Raw genomic sequence first — 17,035 nt, 5'->3', positions numbered from 1 at the left:
GTAGTATTAGGGGCGTAGTGCGTCGATGACGCAGCAGCAGCAGCAGCACGATCGACATGCCCTGCGGCGGAAGCGGCGGGACGCGCTGTTCGGCGCGCTGGGTGTTGCTGCCGTTCTCGTCGCTCTCCTCGTCGGCGGTATGCTGGTGCTGGACTATGTGCGCCAGACCCTGTCCCCGGGCTGGCTTCTTGCCGCGCAAGGCCTCGAGATCGCGCTGGTCGCCGCCTGCTGGCGCGCCCTTGCCGCCCGCCGCGCGCGGCAGCCGGCCACCGATCGCGCACAGACGCTTGCCAGCCGCGACCCGCTCACCGGCTTTCTCAACCGACACAGCCTGACCGACGAGGGCGCCGCGATGATGGCCCGCGCCCATCGCCGGAACCAGGCGGTGGCGATGCTGGTGTTCGATCTCGATCGGTTCAAGGCGATCAACGATCTGCACGGCCACACCATGGGCGACGCGCTGATCCGCATGGTCGCCGGGGAAGTCGCCCAGGCGCTCCCGCCGATGGCGCTCGCCGCGCGGCTGGGAGTCGACGAATTCGCCTGCGCCTTCCCGTTCGATCCGCGCGAACCCGCGATCGTCGAACGAGTCGCCGAGCGAATCGTCGTCCGACTGGCCGAACCGTTCGAGGTCGACGGCGCCTCGCTGCACATCAGCTGCTCGCTGGGCGTCGCCCGATCGGACTTCGACTGCCCGAACATCGACGCCCTGCTCCGCACCGCCGACATCGCCGTGCGCCAGGCGCAGAAGGCGGGCAAGAACCGCTTCGCCTGGTTCGACCCCGCGATGGAGCGCGCGCTGCAGGTGCACAGCGCCCTCGAAAGCGGGCTGCGCACCGCCGTGCCGCGGCAGGAGATCGTGCCCTATTTCGAGCAGCAGGTGGATCTCGCGAGCGGCCGGCTCCACGGCTTCGAGGTGCTGGCACGCTGGGAGCATCCCACCCATGGCATGATCCCGCCCGACCGGTTCATCCCGGTGGCGGAGGAGACCGGGCTGATCGGCGACCTGTCGCTGTCGATCATGCGCCAGGCCTTCCACGCCGCGCGCGACTGGGACCCGGGCCTGAGCCTCTCGGTCAACATCTCGCCGGTGCAGCTGCGCGATGCATGGCTGGCGCAGAAGATCATCAAGGTGCTGACCGAAACCGGCTTCCCTGCCCACCGGCTGGAAGTGGAGATCACCGAAAGCGCGCTGTTCGACAATCTGGCGCTCGCCCAGTCGATCGTCGGCAGCCTCAAGAACCAGGGGGTGCGGCTGGCGCTCGACGATTTCGGCACCGGCTATTCGTCGCTCGCCCATCTCCGCGCGCTGCCGTTCGACCGGATCAAGATCGACAAGAGCTTCATCCTCTCGCTCAACGAGAGCGCCGATTCGGCGGCGATCGTCAACACGATCCTGCGGCTGGGCGAGAGCCTGAACCTGCCGATCACCGCCGAGGGCGTGGAAGACTCCGCGATCGAGGAGCGGCTCCGCGCGGTCGGTTGCGCCAAGGCGCAGGGCTGGCTCTATGGCAAGCCGCTGTCGATCGCGGGGGCGCGGCGGCTGCTCGCCGAGCGGCGGCTGATCCTGCAGCCGGGGCCGCGCCTCGACAGCGGCGATGCGGCCAGCCAGCTCCAGACCGGCTGACGCGTCGGGCGCGGCGGAGGCCGGCCGCAGGTCCGATGTTGGACTTCTGCCGTCGGCGACCTTAGATCGCTCGCCAATGGCCCTCTCCTCGCCTCTCATCCTCAACATGGGCTGCCGGCTGAATCTCGCCGAAGGCGAGTCGATCCGCACGCTGCTCGCGGGGCGCGACGCGGTGGTGGTAAACAGCTGCGCGGTGACCAACGAAGCGGTGAAGCAGACCCGCCAGGCGATCCGCCGCGCCCGGCGCGAACGGCCGGGTGCGGAGCTGGTCGTCACCGGCTGCGCGGCGCAGATCGATCCCGCAGCCTTCGCGGCGATGCCCGAGGTGGACCGCGTGATCGGCAATGCCGAAAAGCTGCTGCCGCAAGCCTGGGCGTCCGACGCCCGGGTGCAGGTGCAGGACATCCTCGCCGTGCGCGAGACCGCGCCACACCTTGCCGCCAGCTTCTCCACCCACGCCCGCGCCTTTGTCGAGGTGCAGAATGGCTGCGACCATCGCTGCACCTTCTGCGCGATCCCCTTCGGACGCGGGAACAGCCGATCGGTGCCCGCCGGCGCGGTGATCGACCGGATCGCGATGCTCGCCGAGGCGCATGGGGAAGTCGTGCTGACCGGCGTCGACCTCACCAGCTACGGGCATGACCTGCCCGGCAGCCCGACGCTGGGCTCGCTGGTGGAGCGCATCCTGAATCACGTGCCGAAGCTCCAGCGGCTGCGGCTCTCCTCGCTCGACGGGATCGAAGTCGACGACCGGTTGTTCGCGCTGCTCACCCAGGAGCCGCGCGTGATGCCGCACGTCCATCTGTCGCTCCAGGCGGGCGACGATATGATCCTCAAACGGATGAAGCGCCGCCACAGCCGCGCCCAATCGGTGGCGCTGGCCGAACGCCTCCGCGCCGCACGCCCCGAGATCGCCATCGGCGCGGACCTGATCGCCGGCTTCCCGACCGAAGACGAAACCATGTTCGCGAACAGCCTCGCCCTTATCGCCGATTGCGGCGTGGTGCATGCGCACATCTTCCCCTATAGCCCGCGCGCCGGCACGCCCGCCGCACGCATGCCGCAGGTGGCGCCCGCCACGATCCGCGACCGCGCCGCCGGGCTGCGCGCCGCAGCGGCCGAGCAGCGGGCGAGGTGGCTGGAAACCCTGGTCGGCAGCCGCCAGCAGGTGCTGATCGAGCGCCCGGGCGACCGCGGCCATGCCGAGAATTTCGCCGAGGTGCGGCTGACCGCCCCTCGGCAGACTGGAGAAACGGTGAACGTGACGATTGCACGCGTCGAAGACGGAACGCTGGTCGCATGAGCGGACCCAGCTGGCATGAGAAGCTGCTCGGCGGCTTTCGCAAGACGTCGGATCGGCTGCTCGGCAACCTTGCCGGCTTGTCGCTCGCCCGGCTGGACGAGGCGACGCTGGACGAGATCGAGGAGGCGCTGATCGCCTCCGACCTCGGTCCCGCCACCGCCGCCAAGGTGCGCGCACGGCTTGCCGAGGGCCAGTTCGAGCGCAACCTGGAGGAACTCGGCATCCGCGTGATCGTCGCCGAGGAAGTCGCCAAGGTGCTCGAGCCGGTCGCCAGGCCGCTGGAGATCGAGGCGTTTCCGCGCCCGCAGGTGATCCTCGTCATCGGCGTCAACGGCTCCGGCAAGACGACGACGATCGCCAAGCTCGCCAAGCAGCTGGTCGATCAGGATTACAGCGTGATGGTCGCCGCGGGCGACACCTTCCGCGCCGCTGCGATCGGCCAGCTCAAGACCTGGGCCGAGCGGATCGGCGTACCGATCGTTGCGGGTGCCGAAGGCGGCGACGCTGCGGGCATCGTGTTCGAAGCGGTGAAGCGCGCGACCGAGATCGGCACCGACGTGCTGATCGTCGACACCGCCGGCCGCCTGCAGAACAAGCGCGAGCTGATGGACGAGCTGGCCAAGGTCCGCCGCGTGCTCGGCCGCCTCAACCCCGCCGCGCCGCACGACGTGGTGCTGGTGCTGGATGCCACCACCGGCCAGAACGCGCTCAACCAGATCGAGGTGTTCAAGGAAGTGGCGGGTGTGACCGGCCTCGTCATGACCAAGCTCGACGGGACCGCGCGCGGCGGCGTGCTCGTCGCGGCGGCCGAGAAATACGGCCTGCCGATCCATGCGATCGGCGTGGGCGAGAAGGTGGACGACCTGCGCGGGTTCGACGCGCAGGAAGTCGCCCGGATCATCGCCGGGGTGGAGGCGCTCGCCCATGGCTGAGGCAACTCCCCGCCCCCAGGCGTCCGCCGGCCTGCGCATGGCGCTCGACTATGGCCCGTTGATCGTGTTCTTCGCAGTCAACGCCTTTGCGCCCGGAATCCAGCTCCAGCGCATCATGACCGCGACGCTCGCCTTCATGATCGCGATGGCGGTGGCGATCGCGGTATCGTGGTGGAAGACCCGGCACGTCTCGCCGATGCTGTGGATAACCGGCGTGCTGGTGCTCGTGTTCGGCGGGCTGACGCTTTATTTCCACGACCAGACCTTCATCCAGATCAAGCCGACGGTCGTCTATGTGATGTTCGCGGTGATCCTCGGCTATGGCCTGGTGGCCGACAAGCCGCTGCTGGAAACGATGCTGGGGTCGGCCTATCCCGGGCTCAGCGCCCGCGGCTGGCGGCTGCTGACGATCAACTGGTCGCTGTTCTTCGTCGCGATGGCCGTCGCCAACGAAGTGGCGCGCCATTTCCTCACCTGGGACCGCTGGGTGTTCTTCAAGACCTGGATCGTCATCCCGCTGACGCTGGTCTTTGCGATCGCCAACATCCCGATGCTGCTGCGCCACGGCCTGCAGCTCGACAAGCCCGAGGACGCCCCGCTCCCGCCGGAGGGCTGACCGCGATGAGTCTGCCGCGCCACCCCGCCACCTTCCACGCGGTGCGCGCGGCGAACGGGCTGCGCCGGCAGATCCGATCGAACACGCTGCTGTTCCTGCTGCTGGCGATCGGCGTCGGCGCGGTTGCCGGGGTCGCCGCGATCGCGATCGGCCAGAGCACACGGGGCATGCAGCGCGTGTTGTTCGGGCTGGCCCAGGGCGAGCATCTGAGCGCCGCCAGCCATATCGCGCCCTTGCGACTGCTGGCCCTGCCCCTCGGCGGCGCGCTGCTCGGCCTCACCCTGTGGCTGCTCCGTCGCCGCAAGACGGTCGACGTGGTCGAGGCCAATGCACTCCATGGCGGCCGCATCCCGGCGCGCGACACCGCGACGGTGGTGGGGCAGACGCTGCTCTCCAACGGCTTCGGCGCCTCGGTGGGGCTGGAAGCCGCCTATGCCCAGGCCGGAGGCGGCCTTGCCTCGCTGCTCGGCCAGCGGCTCAAGCTGCGCCGCGCCGACCTGCGCACGCTGATGGCGGCGGGCGCGGGTGCCGGCCTCGGCGCCGCGTTCGGCGCACCGCTGACCGGCGCCTTCTACGCCTTCGAGATCGTGCTGGGCGCCTATACGCCCGCGATCGTCGCCCCGGTGGTGCTCGCCTCGCTCACCGCCGCGACCATCGCCCGCACGCTCGGCATCCATCCCTATGTGATCAGCGCGGGGGCCGCGCATCCGATCGGCACCGCCGACTATCTGCTCTACGCGCTGCTCGGCGTGCTTTGCGCCGGCTTCGGCATCGCGCTGATGCGGCTGGTCGCGCTGGTCGAGGCCGGCGTGCGACGCAGCCCGATCACGCCCCCCTGGGCACCGCTGATCGGCGGGGTGCTGATGATCCCGCTCGCGCTCCTCTCGCCGCAGGTGCTGTCGAGCGGCCACGGCGCACTGGACATCAACCTGGCGGCGCAGGCGACGATCGCCTCGCTGGCGGTGGTGATCCTGCTCAAGCTGCTCGGCTCGGCCGTGTCGCTCGGCTTCGGCTTTCGCGGCGGCTTGTTCTTCGCCTCGCTGTTCCTCGGCGCGCTGCTCGGCCGCTTCTACCAGCTCGTGCTCGCCGAGATGCCCGGCCTTCACCCCCTCGCCGCCGACGACGCTGCGGTGGTCGGCATGGCGGCGCTGGCGGTGGCGGTGGTCGGCGGGCCGATGACGATGTCGCTGCTCGTGCTGGAGGTCACCCATGATTTCAGCATCACCGGCGTCACCATCGCCGCGACGCTGATCGCCAGCACGATCGTCCGCGAGATGTTCGGCTACAGCTTCTCGACCTGGCGGCTGCACCTCCGCGGCGAGACCCTGCGCAGCGGGCGGGACGTGGGCTGGGTGCGCAACCTCACCGCCGCACGGATGATGCGCCGGGACGTGGCGACCATCGCGGCGGATACCGATGTCGCAAGCTTCCGCGCGCGCTTCCCGCTGGGATCCACCAAGCGGGTCGTGCTGCTCGATGCCAAGCACCATTATGCCGGGATCGCCGAGACCGCGGCGGTATGGAGCCCTTCCGCCGATCAGGCGGCGCGCGTCGGCAGCATGGCGAAGTTCGTGGACAGCGCCCTGTCGCCGGACATGACGATCGCGGAAGTGCTCGAAGCCTTCGACGCGAGCGTGGCGGACGATCTGGCGGTGCTGTCGAGCGACGGGCAGGTGCTGGGGCTCATCACCGAGAGCCATGCTCGCCGCCGCTATGCCGAAGAGCTGGAGAAGGCCCAGCGCGACCTGTACGGGGAAAGCTGATCCCCCCGCCCGATCACAGGGCGGGAGGATCTACAGGGCCTCAGCCCTGCTGGTCGGCGCGGGCGGCGCCTTCGCCGTCGAGGTTCTGGGCAACGAACTCCCAGTTCGCCAGCTTGGTCAGGATGGTATCGACGAACGACGGACGCGCGTTGCGATAGTCGATGTAATAGGCGTGTTCCCACACGTCGATCGTGAACAGCGGCTTCACGCCGTGCGCGACGGGCGAATCGCCGTCATGGAACGAGGTGACCTTCAGCGTGTCGCCGTCGAGCACCAGCCAGCCCCAGCCGCTCGCGAAATGGCCGACCGATTCCGCCTTCAACTTTTCGACCAGCGCTTCCTGGCTGCCGAAATCGCGGGTGATCATCTCGGCCAGCTTGCCGGTGGGCGCCGCATAGTTCGGCGTCAGGCACTGCCAGAAGAAGCTGTGGTTCCAGATCTGCGAGCTGTTGTTGAACAGGCCCTTGTTGCCCTTGTCCTTGGCATAGGCGATCACGTCGGTGAGCTTCGCGCCGACCAGCTCGGGGATGTCGGCAACCAGCTTGTTGCAGTTGTCGACATAGGCCTTGTGGTGCTTGCCATGGTGGAAGTCGAAGGTCTCGGCCGACATGTGCGGCGCGAGCGCGTCCTTGGCGTACGGCAGTTCGGGAAGTTCGAAGGCCATGTCATGCTCCTCTTGGGATTGGAAAGCTTGTCCGCCCGCCTAACGCATGGGACGGCGTCGCGCCGCAACATTTTTTGTTTCGCCCCTGATCGACGCCGCCGATCAGAAGAGTTGCCACTCCCACACGCCCGCGCCCGCAGGCACGCGCAGGCGGAGATAGCGGGCGGTGACGTTTAGCGGCAACACGATCGGCGAGCCGCTCGCGCCCGCCTTGGCTGCTACGTTCCGCCAGTGCGTGCCGTCGGCCGAAGCCTCGATTGCAAGGTCATAGGGCCGGTTGGCATATTCCATCCGCAGCTGCGCCGTGCGGATTGTCCGCACCTTGCCGAGATCGGCGACGAGCAACGGCGCGGCACCAGCCGCCGGGCGCCAGAGCGTCGCATAATTGTCGTCCCCTGCCCGTTCAGCCGCATGCACGGCGTCCTCGGCCGCGCCCTTCAGCGTGACCGGAAGGCCTCGCGTGCGACGGGCGACGAAGCCGGTAACCGCGCTGCCATGGCTCGGCGTGACCTTTACGATGCTGCCATCGTCATGGATCGTCAGCGGATCGACCGCGATCTGGCGGAGCGTCGCATCGTCGCCCGGTCGGGGCCAGGGCAGCGACTGGCGGTGGTATAGGATATAGGGCTCGGTGCCGACGCGGAAAATCGCGTGATGGCCCGGGCTGATCACGTCGCGGGTCTTGTCGGTGGACAGGATCGGGCTGTCCGGCCCCTCGCGGAAGGGCCCGAACGGCGTGTCACCGATCGCATAGCGGACCTTGTAGCTGTCCTCGGTCGTCTTGCCGTCGCTATAGGTGAGGACATAGTGCCGTCCCGCCTTCACCAGGAACGGCCCCTCGAAATAGTTGGCGGGCGTGACGTCCTTTGGTTCGCCGTCGAAGCTCACCATGTCGGGCTTCAGCTTGACGACGAAGCAGTGGCCGTTGGTCCAGTTCAGCCCCGAGCCCCAGTAAAGATAGGCCGTGCCGTCGTCATCGACGAAGGCCTCGGCGTCGATCATGTGATAGGCGGGAGCGAAGTCCTTGGCAATCAGCGGCTTGCCGCCATGCGCATCGGCCCAGGGCCCGGCCGGCGACGGCGCGCTGCCCACCCACACCTCGGACCCGACCGAGACATACATGTACCAGCGCCCGTTCTTGGCCTTCACGACCGAAGGCGCCCAGACCTTCGAGTCCCCGGAGGTCGGGCTGGTCGCCGCCGCCTTGGTCGGCCAGGCCGGCGTGGAGAAGGTCCAGTCCCGGCCGTTCGCGGAGGTCCACATCCCCAGCGTGTCGGCACCCCAGGGATCGATCGTGGCGTAGATGTACCATTTGCCGCCGTCATGGACGATCGACGGGTCGGCGAAATAGCCGGGGAGCAGCGGATTGCCGTCCCCCGGCGTATTCCAGCGCGGGGCCGGCGCATCGGCGGCGGCGAGCAAGCCCGCCGCCACCATCAAAAGGACCGCCTTGCTCACTTGATGTCGAGCATCACGATCGCCTTGGCGGGCACCTGCACCGTCAGGGTCCCGCCCGAAAGCGTCGCGCCGGTGAACGCCGCCGGCCGAATCGCATCGGGTGCCTTGAAGTCGTTATGCGCATCCATCGTCGCGCCGGTGAGGACCTTGCCGATCACGGCCGCGCCGCTAACGCCGTCGAGCTTCACGCTGACGCTCGCCGGCTGGTTGGGATCGACATTGACGAGGCCGACATGGACCACGCCGTCCAGCCCACGCACCGCGCTGGCGCTCACCGCGCGCATCGTCCACTGATCCTTGTTGTACCAGCGCGAGGTCACATCGACCGGCAGCACCGTGCCGTCCATATAGTCCTTGTACAGGTCGAACGCCCAATAGGTCGGCGTCTTCACCATCTTGGCGCCGTCGGTCAGCAGCATCGCCTGGAGCACGTTGACCATCTGCGCGATGTTGGCGCCGCGCACGCGATCGGCATGCGCTGCGAAGATGTTGAAGTTGAGCGCCGCGACCATCGCGTCGCGCAGGCTGTTCTGCTGGTAGAGGAAGCCCGGGTTGGTGCCCGGCTCGACATCGTACCAGGTGCCCCATTCATCGACGAGCAGCGCGACCCGCTTCTTGGGGTCGTACTTGTCCATGATCTTGCCGTGCTCGGTCAGCAGCTCGTCCATCTTGAGCGTCTTGGAGAGCGTGCGCGCCCAACTTTCCTCGTCGAAGCCGGTCGCGGCGCCCTTCTTTTCCCAGGGCCCGGGCACCGTGTAATAATGCACGCCGATGCCGTCGATCTTGTCGCCGGCCTTGCGCATCATCACCTCGGTCCAGTTGTAATCGGCCGAGTTGGCGCCGCTGGCGATCTTCATCAGCTTCTGGCCCTCGGGCACCTTGAGGAAGGTGGCGTAGCGGCGGGTGACGTCGGCGGCGTACTCCGGCAGCATGTCGCCGCCACAGCCCCACAGCTCGTTGCCGATGCCGAACATCGGCAGCTTCCACGGCTTGTCGCGGCCATTGGCGCGGCGCTGGTTGGCGATCGTCGACTGGGTCGGCGAGGTCATATATTCGACCCACTCGGCCATTTCGCTCGGATTGGCGGTGCCGACATTGCCCGAGACATAGGCTTCGGCGCCCACCACCTCGGTGAAGTCCATGAACTCGTTGGTGCCGACGGCATTGTCCTCGGTAACGCCGCCCCAGTTGGTGTTGACCTTCACCAGCCGCTTGGACTTCGGCCCGATGCCTTCGCGCCAGTGATATTCGTCGGCGAAGCAGCCGCCCGGCCAGCGGATGACGGGCACATGGATTGCCTTCAGCGCGTCGATCACGTCGCGGCGGAAGCCCTTCACATTGGGGATCTTGCTGTCGGTGCCGACATAGAGGCCGCCATAGATGCCGCTGCCGAGATGCTCGGCGAACTGGCCGAACAGCCGGCGGTCATACTTGGCGCCGGGCTGGTCGCCATGGACGGTCACGGCATCGCCGCTCGTCTGGGCGAGCGCGGGCATGGCGGCGATGAGCGCAATCGCGCTGATGAGGCTTCGCATCATTCTTTCTCCGTCGCGCGCGCCGGGCGCGCCTTGGTGGGGGTAGTGCCCTCGCCCGCGAACGGGGTGAGGCGGAAATGGATCGTGGTGGGCACCAATTGGGTGCGGTATTTGGGAAGCGGCTTACCGAACTCGCTCCACTGGGTGTCGCCGCCGATGCCCCATTGCGCGGCATCGATCAGCAGCGTGCCCTGGGCCTTGGGCACCACGTCGGTGCTCTTCCAGGTGCCGGGTTCGTGCCGGTCGAGATCGGCATAGGGGAAGGCGAGCGCGTTCATCATCAGCGGCGTATCGCCCTGCACCCGCAGGCCCGCGCCGCCGCCGATCAGCTCCATCCAGCGTACATCGACCTTGTTGCCGGTCTCCTGCGGGCGGATATAGTCGTGGTTCTGCTCCGCGATCGCGCCGCGCCACAGCCCGATCGGCGCCGAGGTCTTGCGGTCGACATAGCTTTCGTGCGGGCCCCGGCCATACCATTCGACGGTCTTAAGGCTGCCCGGCGTGGTGAAGGCAAGGCCGATGCGGAACGGCGGCGGCAGCTGGCTGGAAACCGGCTCAAACCGGCCGTCGACCGCGACCGATCCGTCGCCGCCCATCCGATAGACGCTGGTGAAGCGCACCGCGCCCGCACCCATGGTGTAGGCGACGCGCACCTCGGCGCCATCCTCGCCCAGATCCTGCACCTGCACCGAGGAAACGGTGCGCGTCTCGCTCATCCCCTTCCAGGCGGCGAGCTGCTTGTCGGTGCCGATGCCGATGTCGTTGTCGGTCACCGCGCGCCAGAAATGCGGGGCGCCGCCGCTGAGCAGCGTCTTGCCCTTGGCAGCATAGCGGTCGACCAAGCCGGTCGCGCGGTTGACCACCAGCGTGGCGCCGCCGGCGGAAAGGGTGATCGCCCCCTGCCCGTCCTGCGTCGTCACCTTGCCCTTGGGCGCCATTGCCTCTGCCGTACGATATTCGGGATCGAGCGCGAACTGCTCCCAGCCGATCACCGTCCCGCCGGGCACCAGCGGCACCGCATCGGCCTTGGCGCGGGCGCGGATCGTCACGAAATACTCGGCGCCCGGCTTGCGGGCGAGGCCCGCCAGCGGCAGCGCGATCGTGCCCGCGCCGTGCGCCGCCACGTCCGGCGTCGTCAGCGCGCCGCTCGCCACCGCGACGCCATTCTCCTGCACTTCCCAATCGAAGGTAAAGCCGGACAGGTCGCGGAAGTCGTGGCGGTTGCGCACCGTCACCGTGCCGCCCGCGGCATCGAAGCCGTCGAACTGGATCGGCGCATAGACCTTGCGGAGTTCGTAGAGCTGCGGGTTGGGCGTGCGATCGGACTGGAGCAGCCCGTCGCCGAACTCGATGTCGCCGCCGGGGTTCGGGCCGTACTCGCCGCCGTCGCCCCAATAGCGCCGCCCGTCCTTGGTGTAGCGGTACATCGACTGGTCGACCCAGTCCCAGGCGAAGCCGCCCTGCAGCTTGTTCGGGTGGGCGTAGATGGTGTCCCAATATTCCTTCAGGTTGCCGCCCGAATTGCCCATCATATGGGCGTATTCGCACTGGATCACCGGCTGCTTGAAGTTCCAGTTGGTGGCGTAATCCTCCAGCTTCACCGCCGGATCGTACATCGGCGCGTAGATGTCGGCATACCAGTTCGGGCGGTGGTCCTGGATCCCGTCCCAGGTACCCCAGCCAAGATAGGAGACCAGCCGGCCCGGATCGACCGCCTTGGCCGCCGCGGCGGCCGCCTCGAAGTTGGGGCCGATGCCGGCCTCGTTGCCCAGCGACCAGAAGATCACCGAGGGGTGGTTCTTGTCGCGCTGGACCATGTTGACGACGCGGGAGACATGCGCGTCCTTCCACGCCGGATCGAACCCCACCTGGAACTGCGAGCGGAGTTCGCCATGCTTGTTGGCGTAATCCATGTACGCATGGCTCTCGATATTCGCTTCGTCCATCACATAGAGGCCGTAGCGATCGGCGAGCTCGTACAGATACGGGTCGTTCGGATAGTGCGAGGTGCGGATCGCGTTGATGTTCGCCCGCTTCATCAGCTGAATGTCATGCTCCATCGAAGCATGGCTGACGACGTGGAAGGTCTCCGGATCATGTTCGTGGCGGTTGACACCGCGGATCGTGATCGGCTTGCCGTTGACGCTGACCAGCCCGTTCTTGATCTCGACGGTGCGGAAGCCGATCCGCTGCGGGGTGGCCTGCACCACCTTGCCGTCGGCATCGACCAGCTCGACGAGCAGCGTGTAGAGATTGGGCGTCTCGGCGGTCCAGGGGCGCACGTCCGGCACGTCGGCGGCGAGCGTCAGCTTCTGCGCCGCCCCGGCGGGGAGCTGCGTCTCGCGCACCAGCACCTGCTTGTCGCCATCGAGCAGCGTCATCCGCGCGGTGAGCGGCGCGGTGCGATCGGTCAGCGTCAGCTCGGTCGCAAGCTTGCCGTCCTTGTACGCCGCGTCGAGCCCGGCATGGACGAACAGGTCGGCGACGCGCGCCTTGGGCGCCGCCGCCAGGTAGACCGAGCGCTCGATGCCCGAGACGCGCCAGAAGTCCTGATCTTCGAGATAGCTGCCGTCCGACCAGCGATGGATCTGGATCGCGATGGTGTTGCGCCCGGCATGGACCAGCCTGGTCACGTCGAACTCGGACGGGAGCTTGGAGTCCTGCGAGTAGCCCGCCTCGACGCCGTTCACCCACACCTGATAGGCCGAGCCCGCCGCGCCGATGTGGAGGATCACGTCCTGCCCCGACCAGTTCGCCGGCAGCTGCACGTCGCGGCGATAGGAGCCGACCGGATTGGTCGCGTGCGGGATCAGCGGGCGGTTGGCCGGGAACGGATAGGTGATGTTGTTGTAGCGCGCCTGGTCATAGCCCTCGGTCTGCCAGTCGGCGGGGACCTTGATGCGCTTCCATTTGGCGACATCGTATTCCGGCTTCTCGAAGCCGTTGGGCACCGCGTCCGACGAGGGCGAGAAGTGGAACGACCATTGGCCGTCGAGCAGCAGATAGCGGCTCGACCTGGCGGGATCGCCCGCCAGCGCGGCGGCGCGGCTCTCGTACGGGAAATGCGTGGCGCTGGCCGGCATCTTGCCGCGCGCGAACACCGCCGGGTTCTCCCAATCGGGGCGGCGCGGATCGACCTGCACCGGCTGGACCTGCGGCGCGTCGCCGATCTTCGGCCCGTCCTGCGCCATCGCCATGCCGGAGGCGAGCGCCACACTGCCCACCGCCGCCAGCAACCCGAACTTGTTCACGCAACGTCCTCCCGAAAGGCGGGTTGCAAGTTCGGCGGGCTTGGATCACGATTGCCCCTGCGCTGCATGAAGCCCCTGGCTAGCACGCCCTCTCCTCCACCGAACCGGCTAAACCGCCGCCAATTTTGTCGGACATAATAGAGCGCATGTCCTGATAGACAAGCCGCTTCCGCACGCCGCCAATTGTAATTTTTTGTGGCGTTGGTCGCGCATGGGCCGCACAACGACCGCGAGCATCGGATGGAGTTCATGGAGCCTAGAAAACGCGCCCCCGCACATCGCGCGCTCGCCCGCGAGCTGGGGATCGCGATCCTTACCGGCCGGTACCCGCCCGGCGCGCTGCTGCCCGGAGAACTCGATCTGGCCGATTCGCTCGCGGTTTCGCGCAGCGTCGTCCGGGAAGCACTGCGGACGCTGGCGGCGAAGGGACTGATCGAGAGCCGCCCCAAGACGGGCACGCGGGTGCGCAACCGCGCCGACTGGAACCTGCTCGATCCCGATCTGCTCGCCTGGATGTTCGAAGGCGAGCCGCCGGCGGGGTTCGTCGACAGCCTGTTCCAGCTCCGCATGATCGTCGAGCCCGCCGCCGCCGAACTCGCCGCCCGCGCGCGCACTACCCGCCACATCGCGCGAATGGGCCATGCGCTCGAGGTGATGGAGGAGGAAGGCCTTTCCAGCGTCGACGGGCAGGCGGCGGACCAGCAGTTCCACAACCTCATCCTCGAGGCGACCGGCAACGACCTGCTGATCAGCCTGTCGGGCAGCATCGGTGCCGCGGTGCGCGCGACCACGCTGTTCAAGCACCGCAAGGCCAAGCAGCTTCGGGACTCCCTGCCGCTCCACCGCGATCTGTTCGCCGCGATCATCGATGGCGATCCGGCTGCCGCCCGCGCCGCGACGATCACCCTGATTTTGCAGGCACAGGAGGATACCGAGTCGTCGCTGAAAGCCTGAGCGCCGCCGGTTGACGCCTTCCCACCCCGGTTATAGTCAGACAAAAAAGCCGGAGGAAGCAGATGCGCGGATCGACGTTGAACAGCCAGGGAATCGATCGGCGCGGCCTGCTGCAAGGCGCTGCGATCCTAGGCGGGCTTGCCGCCGCACCCGGCACGGCGGGAGCTGCCACGCAGGCGCCGCTGCTCGCCGCCACCCCGCCGATGGGCTGGAACAGCTGGAACAGCTTCGCCACCACCATCACCGAAGCCCAGGCGCTGGAAACCGCCGCGATCCAGGCGCGCGAGCTGCTGCCGTTCGGCTATGACGTCTTCACCATCGACATCCAGTGGTACGAGCCGGAAGCGAGCAGCTACACCTACAACGCCAAGCCGGTGCCGACACTGGACGGCTATGGCCGGCTGCTCCCCGCCCCCAACCGCTTCCCGTCCGCGGCAGGCGGCGCCGGGTTCGGCCCGATCGCGGCGAAGGTGCACGCGCTCGGCATGCGCTTCGGCGTCCACCTGATGCGCGGCATTCCGCGCCTTGCCGTCGAGCGCAACCTGCCGGTGCTGGGCGCCCCCGGCATCCGCGCCGCCGACATCGCCGACAGGTCGAGCATCTGCCCGTGGAACCCCGACATGTACGGCGTCGACATGCGCAAGCCGGGCGCGCAGGCCTATTATGACAGCGTCTTCGCGCTGCTCGCGTCCTGGGGCGTCGACTTCGTCAAGATGGACGACATGAGCCGCCCCTATGACGCCCATGCCCCCGAGATCGAGGCGGCTGCGCGCGCGATCCGGGCGAGCGGCCGGCAGATCCTGCTCAGCCTGTCCCCCGGCGAAACCCCGGTGCCGCGCGCCGCACATGTCGCCCGCCACGCGCAGATGTGGCGCATCTCGGACGATTTCTGGGACGACTGGAAGATGCTGGAGGCGCAGTTCACCCGGCTGGAGAATTGGAGCCCGCACGCACGGCCGGGCGCCTGGCCCGATGCCGACATGCTGCCGCTCGGCCGCCTCGCGCTCGGCCAGCGCGACACCAAGTTCACCCCCGACGAGCAGCGCACGCTGATGACGCTATGGTCGATCGCCCGCTCGCCGCTGATCATGGGCGGCGACCTGCGACACCTCGATGCCCCCACCCGCGCGCTGCTCACCAATCGCGAGGTGCTCGCGGTCAACCAGGCGAGCAGCGACAACCGCCCCTGGTTCGTGGCGGACGATCGCCGGGTCTGGACCGCACGGGGCGCGAAGGGCGGCCATTATGTCGCGCTGTTCAACACCGGCGACAAACCCGGCGAGGCGGCGTTCGACCTCCGGCTGCTCGGCCTTTCGGGACCGGTGCAGGTACGCAACCTGTGGGAGGCAAAGGACGAGGGCAGCAGCACCGTGCGGCTCGCCCGTACCCTGCCGCCGCATGGCGCCGGCCTCTACCGGGTGACGGCAGCGTGATCCGCGCGCTCGCCGCGGCGCTGCTGCTCGCCGCCGCGCCCGCCGCGCTTGCCCAAACCACCCCGCCGCCGCCCGTCGTCGAGCCGGAAGTCGCGCTGACGCTGCGGCCCGATCTCCAGCAGCCGGGGCAGCCGTTCGAAGGCTGGGGCACGGCGCTCGCCTGGTTCGCGCACGTCACCGGCGGCTATCCCGATCCGGTGCGCGAGAAGCTCGCCGACCTGTTCTATGGTCCCCAGGGGCTCGACTGGACGATCGCGCGATACAATATCGGCGGTGGCGACGCGCCCGAGACCAAACCCTATCTGCGCCCCGGCGCCGACGTCCCCGGCTTCTGGCGCCGCCCGGCCGGTGCCACCGGCATCGACTGGTGGAACCCCGCCGATCCTTCGATGTGGGACTGGTCGGCCGACGCGAACCAGCGCTGGTGGCTCGATGCCATCGCCAGGCGGGTCAAGACGCCGATCTTCGAGGCGTTCTCCAATTCGCCGCCCTGGTTCATGACGGTCAGCGGCCGGGTGTCGGGCGCGGAAAAGGGCACCCAGGACAATCTGCGGCCAGGCCAGGAAGCGCGCTTCGCCGAATATCTGGCGACGGTGGTGGAGCGGCTGCAACAGGCGCATGGCATCACCTTCCGCACCTTGTCGCCGGTGAACGAGCCGCATACCGACTATTGGTTCGCCGCCAACACCCAGGAAGGCGCGCACTGGGACCCGGCCCGACAGGCGATGATGATCGACGCCGCCGATCGCGCGCTCAAGGCGCATGGCCTGAAGACGGTGGTCGCCGCCCCGGACGAGACCAATTCGCACCTCTTCGTCCGCGACTGGGAAGGCTATCCCGCCGCCACCCGCGCGCGGATCGGCCAGCTCAACGTGCATAGCTACGACACCGTCCACCAGACGGCGGTGCGCGACATCGCCCGCATGCACGGCATCCGCCTGTGGATGAGCGAGAACGACACCCCGCTCGACAAGGATCCCGAGAATTTCGACGGCATAGCCTCGCCGCTCGCCTTTGCCGAACATGTCGTCCACGATCTCAAGCGGCTGGAGCCGGTGGCCTGGGTGTTCTGGCAGGCGGTCGAGCGCCAGAGCAGCGAGACGGGCGACGGCACCCAGGGCGGCAGCAACTGGGGGCTGGTGAAGATGGCCTATACCCCGCGCGATGCCGAGCATCCGATCCACATCACCCGCAAATACTGGGCGATGGCGCAGTTCAGCCGCTATATCCGTCCGGGCGACCGGCTGGTGCCGGTGGCGGACGAGGACACGATCGGCGCGCTTTCGGCCGACGGCAAGCGGCTGGTGCTGGTCCATGTCAATGGCGGCGTGGTCCCGCGGCGGCTGACGATCGGCCTGCCCGGCGCGCGCGTCGTCGGACGGGTCGTCACCGATGCGACGCACGACGCGGCCCCGCTGCCCGGCCCCGCGATCGCCGCGCCGCGGAGCATCACCACGCTGACGGTTGCACTGCGGTAGCTTGCGACTCGCCCGCCCGGC

The 17,035-nt window shown here is 68.3% G+C and carries 12 protein-coding genes; 8 read left to right on the top strand and 4 right to left on the bottom strand.

Going from position 1 to position 17,035, the window contains the following annotated elements:
* The first annotated feature begins 25 nt into the window (after positions 1-25).
* The 5 genes from SAZ01S_RS02860 (at position 26) to SAZ01S_RS02840 (ending at position 6,241) form a co-directional block, all read left to right on the top strand.
* On the top strand, positions 26-1,627 hold the full coding sequence (locus SAZ01S_RS02860; RefSeq protein ID WP_084579865.1) for a putative bifunctional diguanylate cyclase/phosphodiesterase: 1,602 nt from the start codon (positions 26-28) through the stop codon (positions 1,625-1,627).
* A gap of 76 nt (positions 1,628-1,703) precedes the next feature.
* The gene (gene mtaB / locus SAZ01S_RS02855) at positions 1,704-2,930 is read left to right on the top strand and encodes a tRNA (N(6)-L-threonylcarbamoyladenosine(37)-C(2))-methylthiotransferase MtaB (RefSeq protein WP_084579863.1); all 1,227 of its coding nucleotides are present in this window, start codon (positions 1,704-1,706) and stop codon (positions 2,928-2,930) included.
* The gene (gene ftsY, locus SAZ01S_RS02850) at positions 2,927-3,862 is read left to right on the top strand and encodes a signal recognition particle-docking protein FtsY (protein WP_084579861.1); all 936 of its coding nucleotides are present in this window, start codon (positions 2,927-2,929) and stop codon (positions 3,860-3,862) included. Before mtaB ends, ftsY begins: the two co-directional genes overlap by 4 nt.
* A 37-nt stretch (positions 3,863-3,899) precedes the next feature.
* Positions 3,900-4,478 (top strand): septation protein IspZ, encoded by a 579-nt coding sequence (gene ispZ / locus SAZ01S_RS02845; protein WP_084579859.1) that lies wholly within the window; start codon positions 3,900-3,902, stop codon positions 4,476-4,478.
* A gap of 5 nt (positions 4,479-4,483) precedes the next feature.
* Positions 4,484-6,241, top strand: a complete 1,758-nt coding sequence (locus tag SAZ01S_RS02840; RefSeq protein WP_084579857.1) for a chloride channel protein — start codon at positions 4,484-4,486, stop codon at positions 6,239-6,241.
* Between the two features lie 40 nt (positions 6,242-6,281).
* Here the strand turns inward: SAZ01S_RS02840 and SAZ01S_RS02835 are convergent, their stop codons facing one another.
* The 4 genes from SAZ01S_RS02835 to SAZ01S_RS02820 form a co-directional block, all read right to left on the bottom strand.
* The gene (locus SAZ01S_RS02835; protein ID WP_084579855.1) at positions 6,282-6,905 is read right to left on the bottom strand and encodes a superoxide dismutase; all 624 of its coding nucleotides are present in this window, start codon (positions 6,903-6,905) and stop codon (positions 6,282-6,284) included.
* A 102-nt stretch (positions 6,906-7,007) separates the two neighbouring features.
* Positions 7,008-8,342 carry a family 43 glycosylhydrolase gene (locus SAZ01S_RS02830; protein WP_084579908.1) on the bottom strand — a complete coding sequence of 445 codons (1,335 nt, stop codon included), beginning with the start codon at positions 8,340-8,342 and terminating at the stop codon, positions 7,008-7,010.
* 17 nt (positions 8,343-8,359) lie between these two features.
* The gene (locus tag SAZ01S_RS02825) at positions 8,360-9,898 is read right to left on the bottom strand and encodes an alpha-N-arabinofuranosidase (RefSeq protein ID WP_084579853.1); all 1,539 of its coding nucleotides are present in this window, start codon (positions 9,896-9,898) and stop codon (positions 8,360-8,362) included.
* Positions 9,898-13,149 carry a glycoside hydrolase family 2 TIM barrel-domain containing protein gene (locus SAZ01S_RS02820; protein ID WP_084579851.1) on the bottom strand — a complete coding sequence of 1,084 codons (3,252 nt, stop codon included), beginning with the start codon at positions 13,147-13,149 and terminating at the stop codon, positions 9,898-9,900. Before SAZ01S_RS02820 ends, SAZ01S_RS02825 begins: the two co-directional genes overlap by 1 nt.
* Before the next feature lie 249 nt (positions 13,150-13,398).
* On the opposite strand from SAZ01S_RS02820, the gene SAZ01S_RS02815 reads away from it, so the two are divergent.
* The 3 genes from SAZ01S_RS02815 (at position 13,399) to SAZ01S_RS02805 (ending at position 17,014) form a co-directional block, all read left to right on the top strand.
* The gene (locus SAZ01S_RS02815) at positions 13,399-14,103 is read left to right on the top strand and encodes a FadR/GntR family transcriptional regulator (RefSeq protein WP_084579906.1); all 705 of its coding nucleotides are present in this window, start codon (positions 13,399-13,401) and stop codon (positions 14,101-14,103) included.
* A gap of 62 nt (positions 14,104-14,165) precedes the next feature.
* The gene (locus SAZ01S_RS02810; RefSeq protein WP_084579849.1) at positions 14,166-15,536 is read left to right on the top strand and encodes a glycoside hydrolase family 27 protein; all 1,371 of its coding nucleotides are present in this window, start codon (positions 14,166-14,168) and stop codon (positions 15,534-15,536) included.
* Complete coding sequence (locus SAZ01S_RS02805; RefSeq protein ID WP_084579847.1) at positions 15,533-17,014, top strand: glycoside hydrolase; 1,482 nt, start codon at positions 15,533-15,535, stop codon at positions 17,012-17,014. The genes SAZ01S_RS02810 and SAZ01S_RS02805 overlap by 4 nt, the downstream gene beginning before the upstream one ends.
* Positions 17,015-17,035 lie beyond the last annotated feature (21 nt).

It is taken from the genome of Sphingomonas azotifigens NBRC 15497 (genome assembly GCF_002091475.1).
In the GTDB taxonomy this organism is placed as follows: Bacteria; Pseudomonadota; Alphaproteobacteria; order Sphingomonadales; family Sphingomonadaceae; genus Sphingomonas; species Sphingomonas azotifigens.
This window is presented reverse-complemented; position numbering and strand designations above follow the sequence as displayed.

Excerpts from the sequence above, each read along its gene's own strand:
- SAZ01S_RS02860 (WP_084579865.1), top strand. The coding sequence starts at position 26 with ATGACGCAGCAGCAGCAGCAGCACGATCGACATGCCCTGCGGCGGAAG.
- mtaB (WP_084579863.1), top strand. The coding sequence starts at position 1,704 with ATGGCCCTCTCCTCGCCTCTCATCCTCAACATGGGCTGCCGGCTGAAT.
- ftsY (WP_084579861.1), top strand. The coding sequence starts at position 2,927 with ATGAGCGGACCCAGCTGGCATGAGAAGCTGCTCGGCGGCTTTCGCAAG.
- ispZ (WP_084579859.1), top strand. The coding sequence starts at position 3,900 with ATGGCGCTCGACTATGGCCCGTTGATCGTGTTCTTCGCAGTCAACGCC.
- SAZ01S_RS02840 (WP_084579857.1), top strand. The coding sequence starts at position 4,484 with ATGAGTCTGCCGCGCCACCCCGCCACCTTCCACGCGGTGCGCGCGGCG.
- SAZ01S_RS02835 (WP_084579855.1), bottom strand. The coding sequence starts at position 6,905 with ATGGCCTTCGAACTTCCCGAACTGCCGTACGCCAAGGACGCGCTCGCG.
- SAZ01S_RS02830 (WP_084579908.1), bottom strand. The coding sequence starts at position 8,342 with ATGGTGGCGGCGGGCTTGCTCGCCGCCGCCGATGCGCCGGCCCCGCGC.
- SAZ01S_RS02825 (WP_084579853.1), bottom strand. The coding sequence starts at position 9,898 with ATGCGAAGCCTCATCAGCGCGATTGCGCTCATCGCCGCCATGCCCGCG.
- SAZ01S_RS02815 (WP_084579906.1), top strand. The coding sequence starts at position 13,399 with ATGGAGCCTAGAAAACGCGCCCCCGCACATCGCGCGCTCGCCCGCGAG.
- SAZ01S_RS02810 (WP_084579849.1), top strand. The coding sequence starts at position 14,166 with ATGCGCGGATCGACGTTGAACAGCCAGGGAATCGATCGGCGCGGCCTG.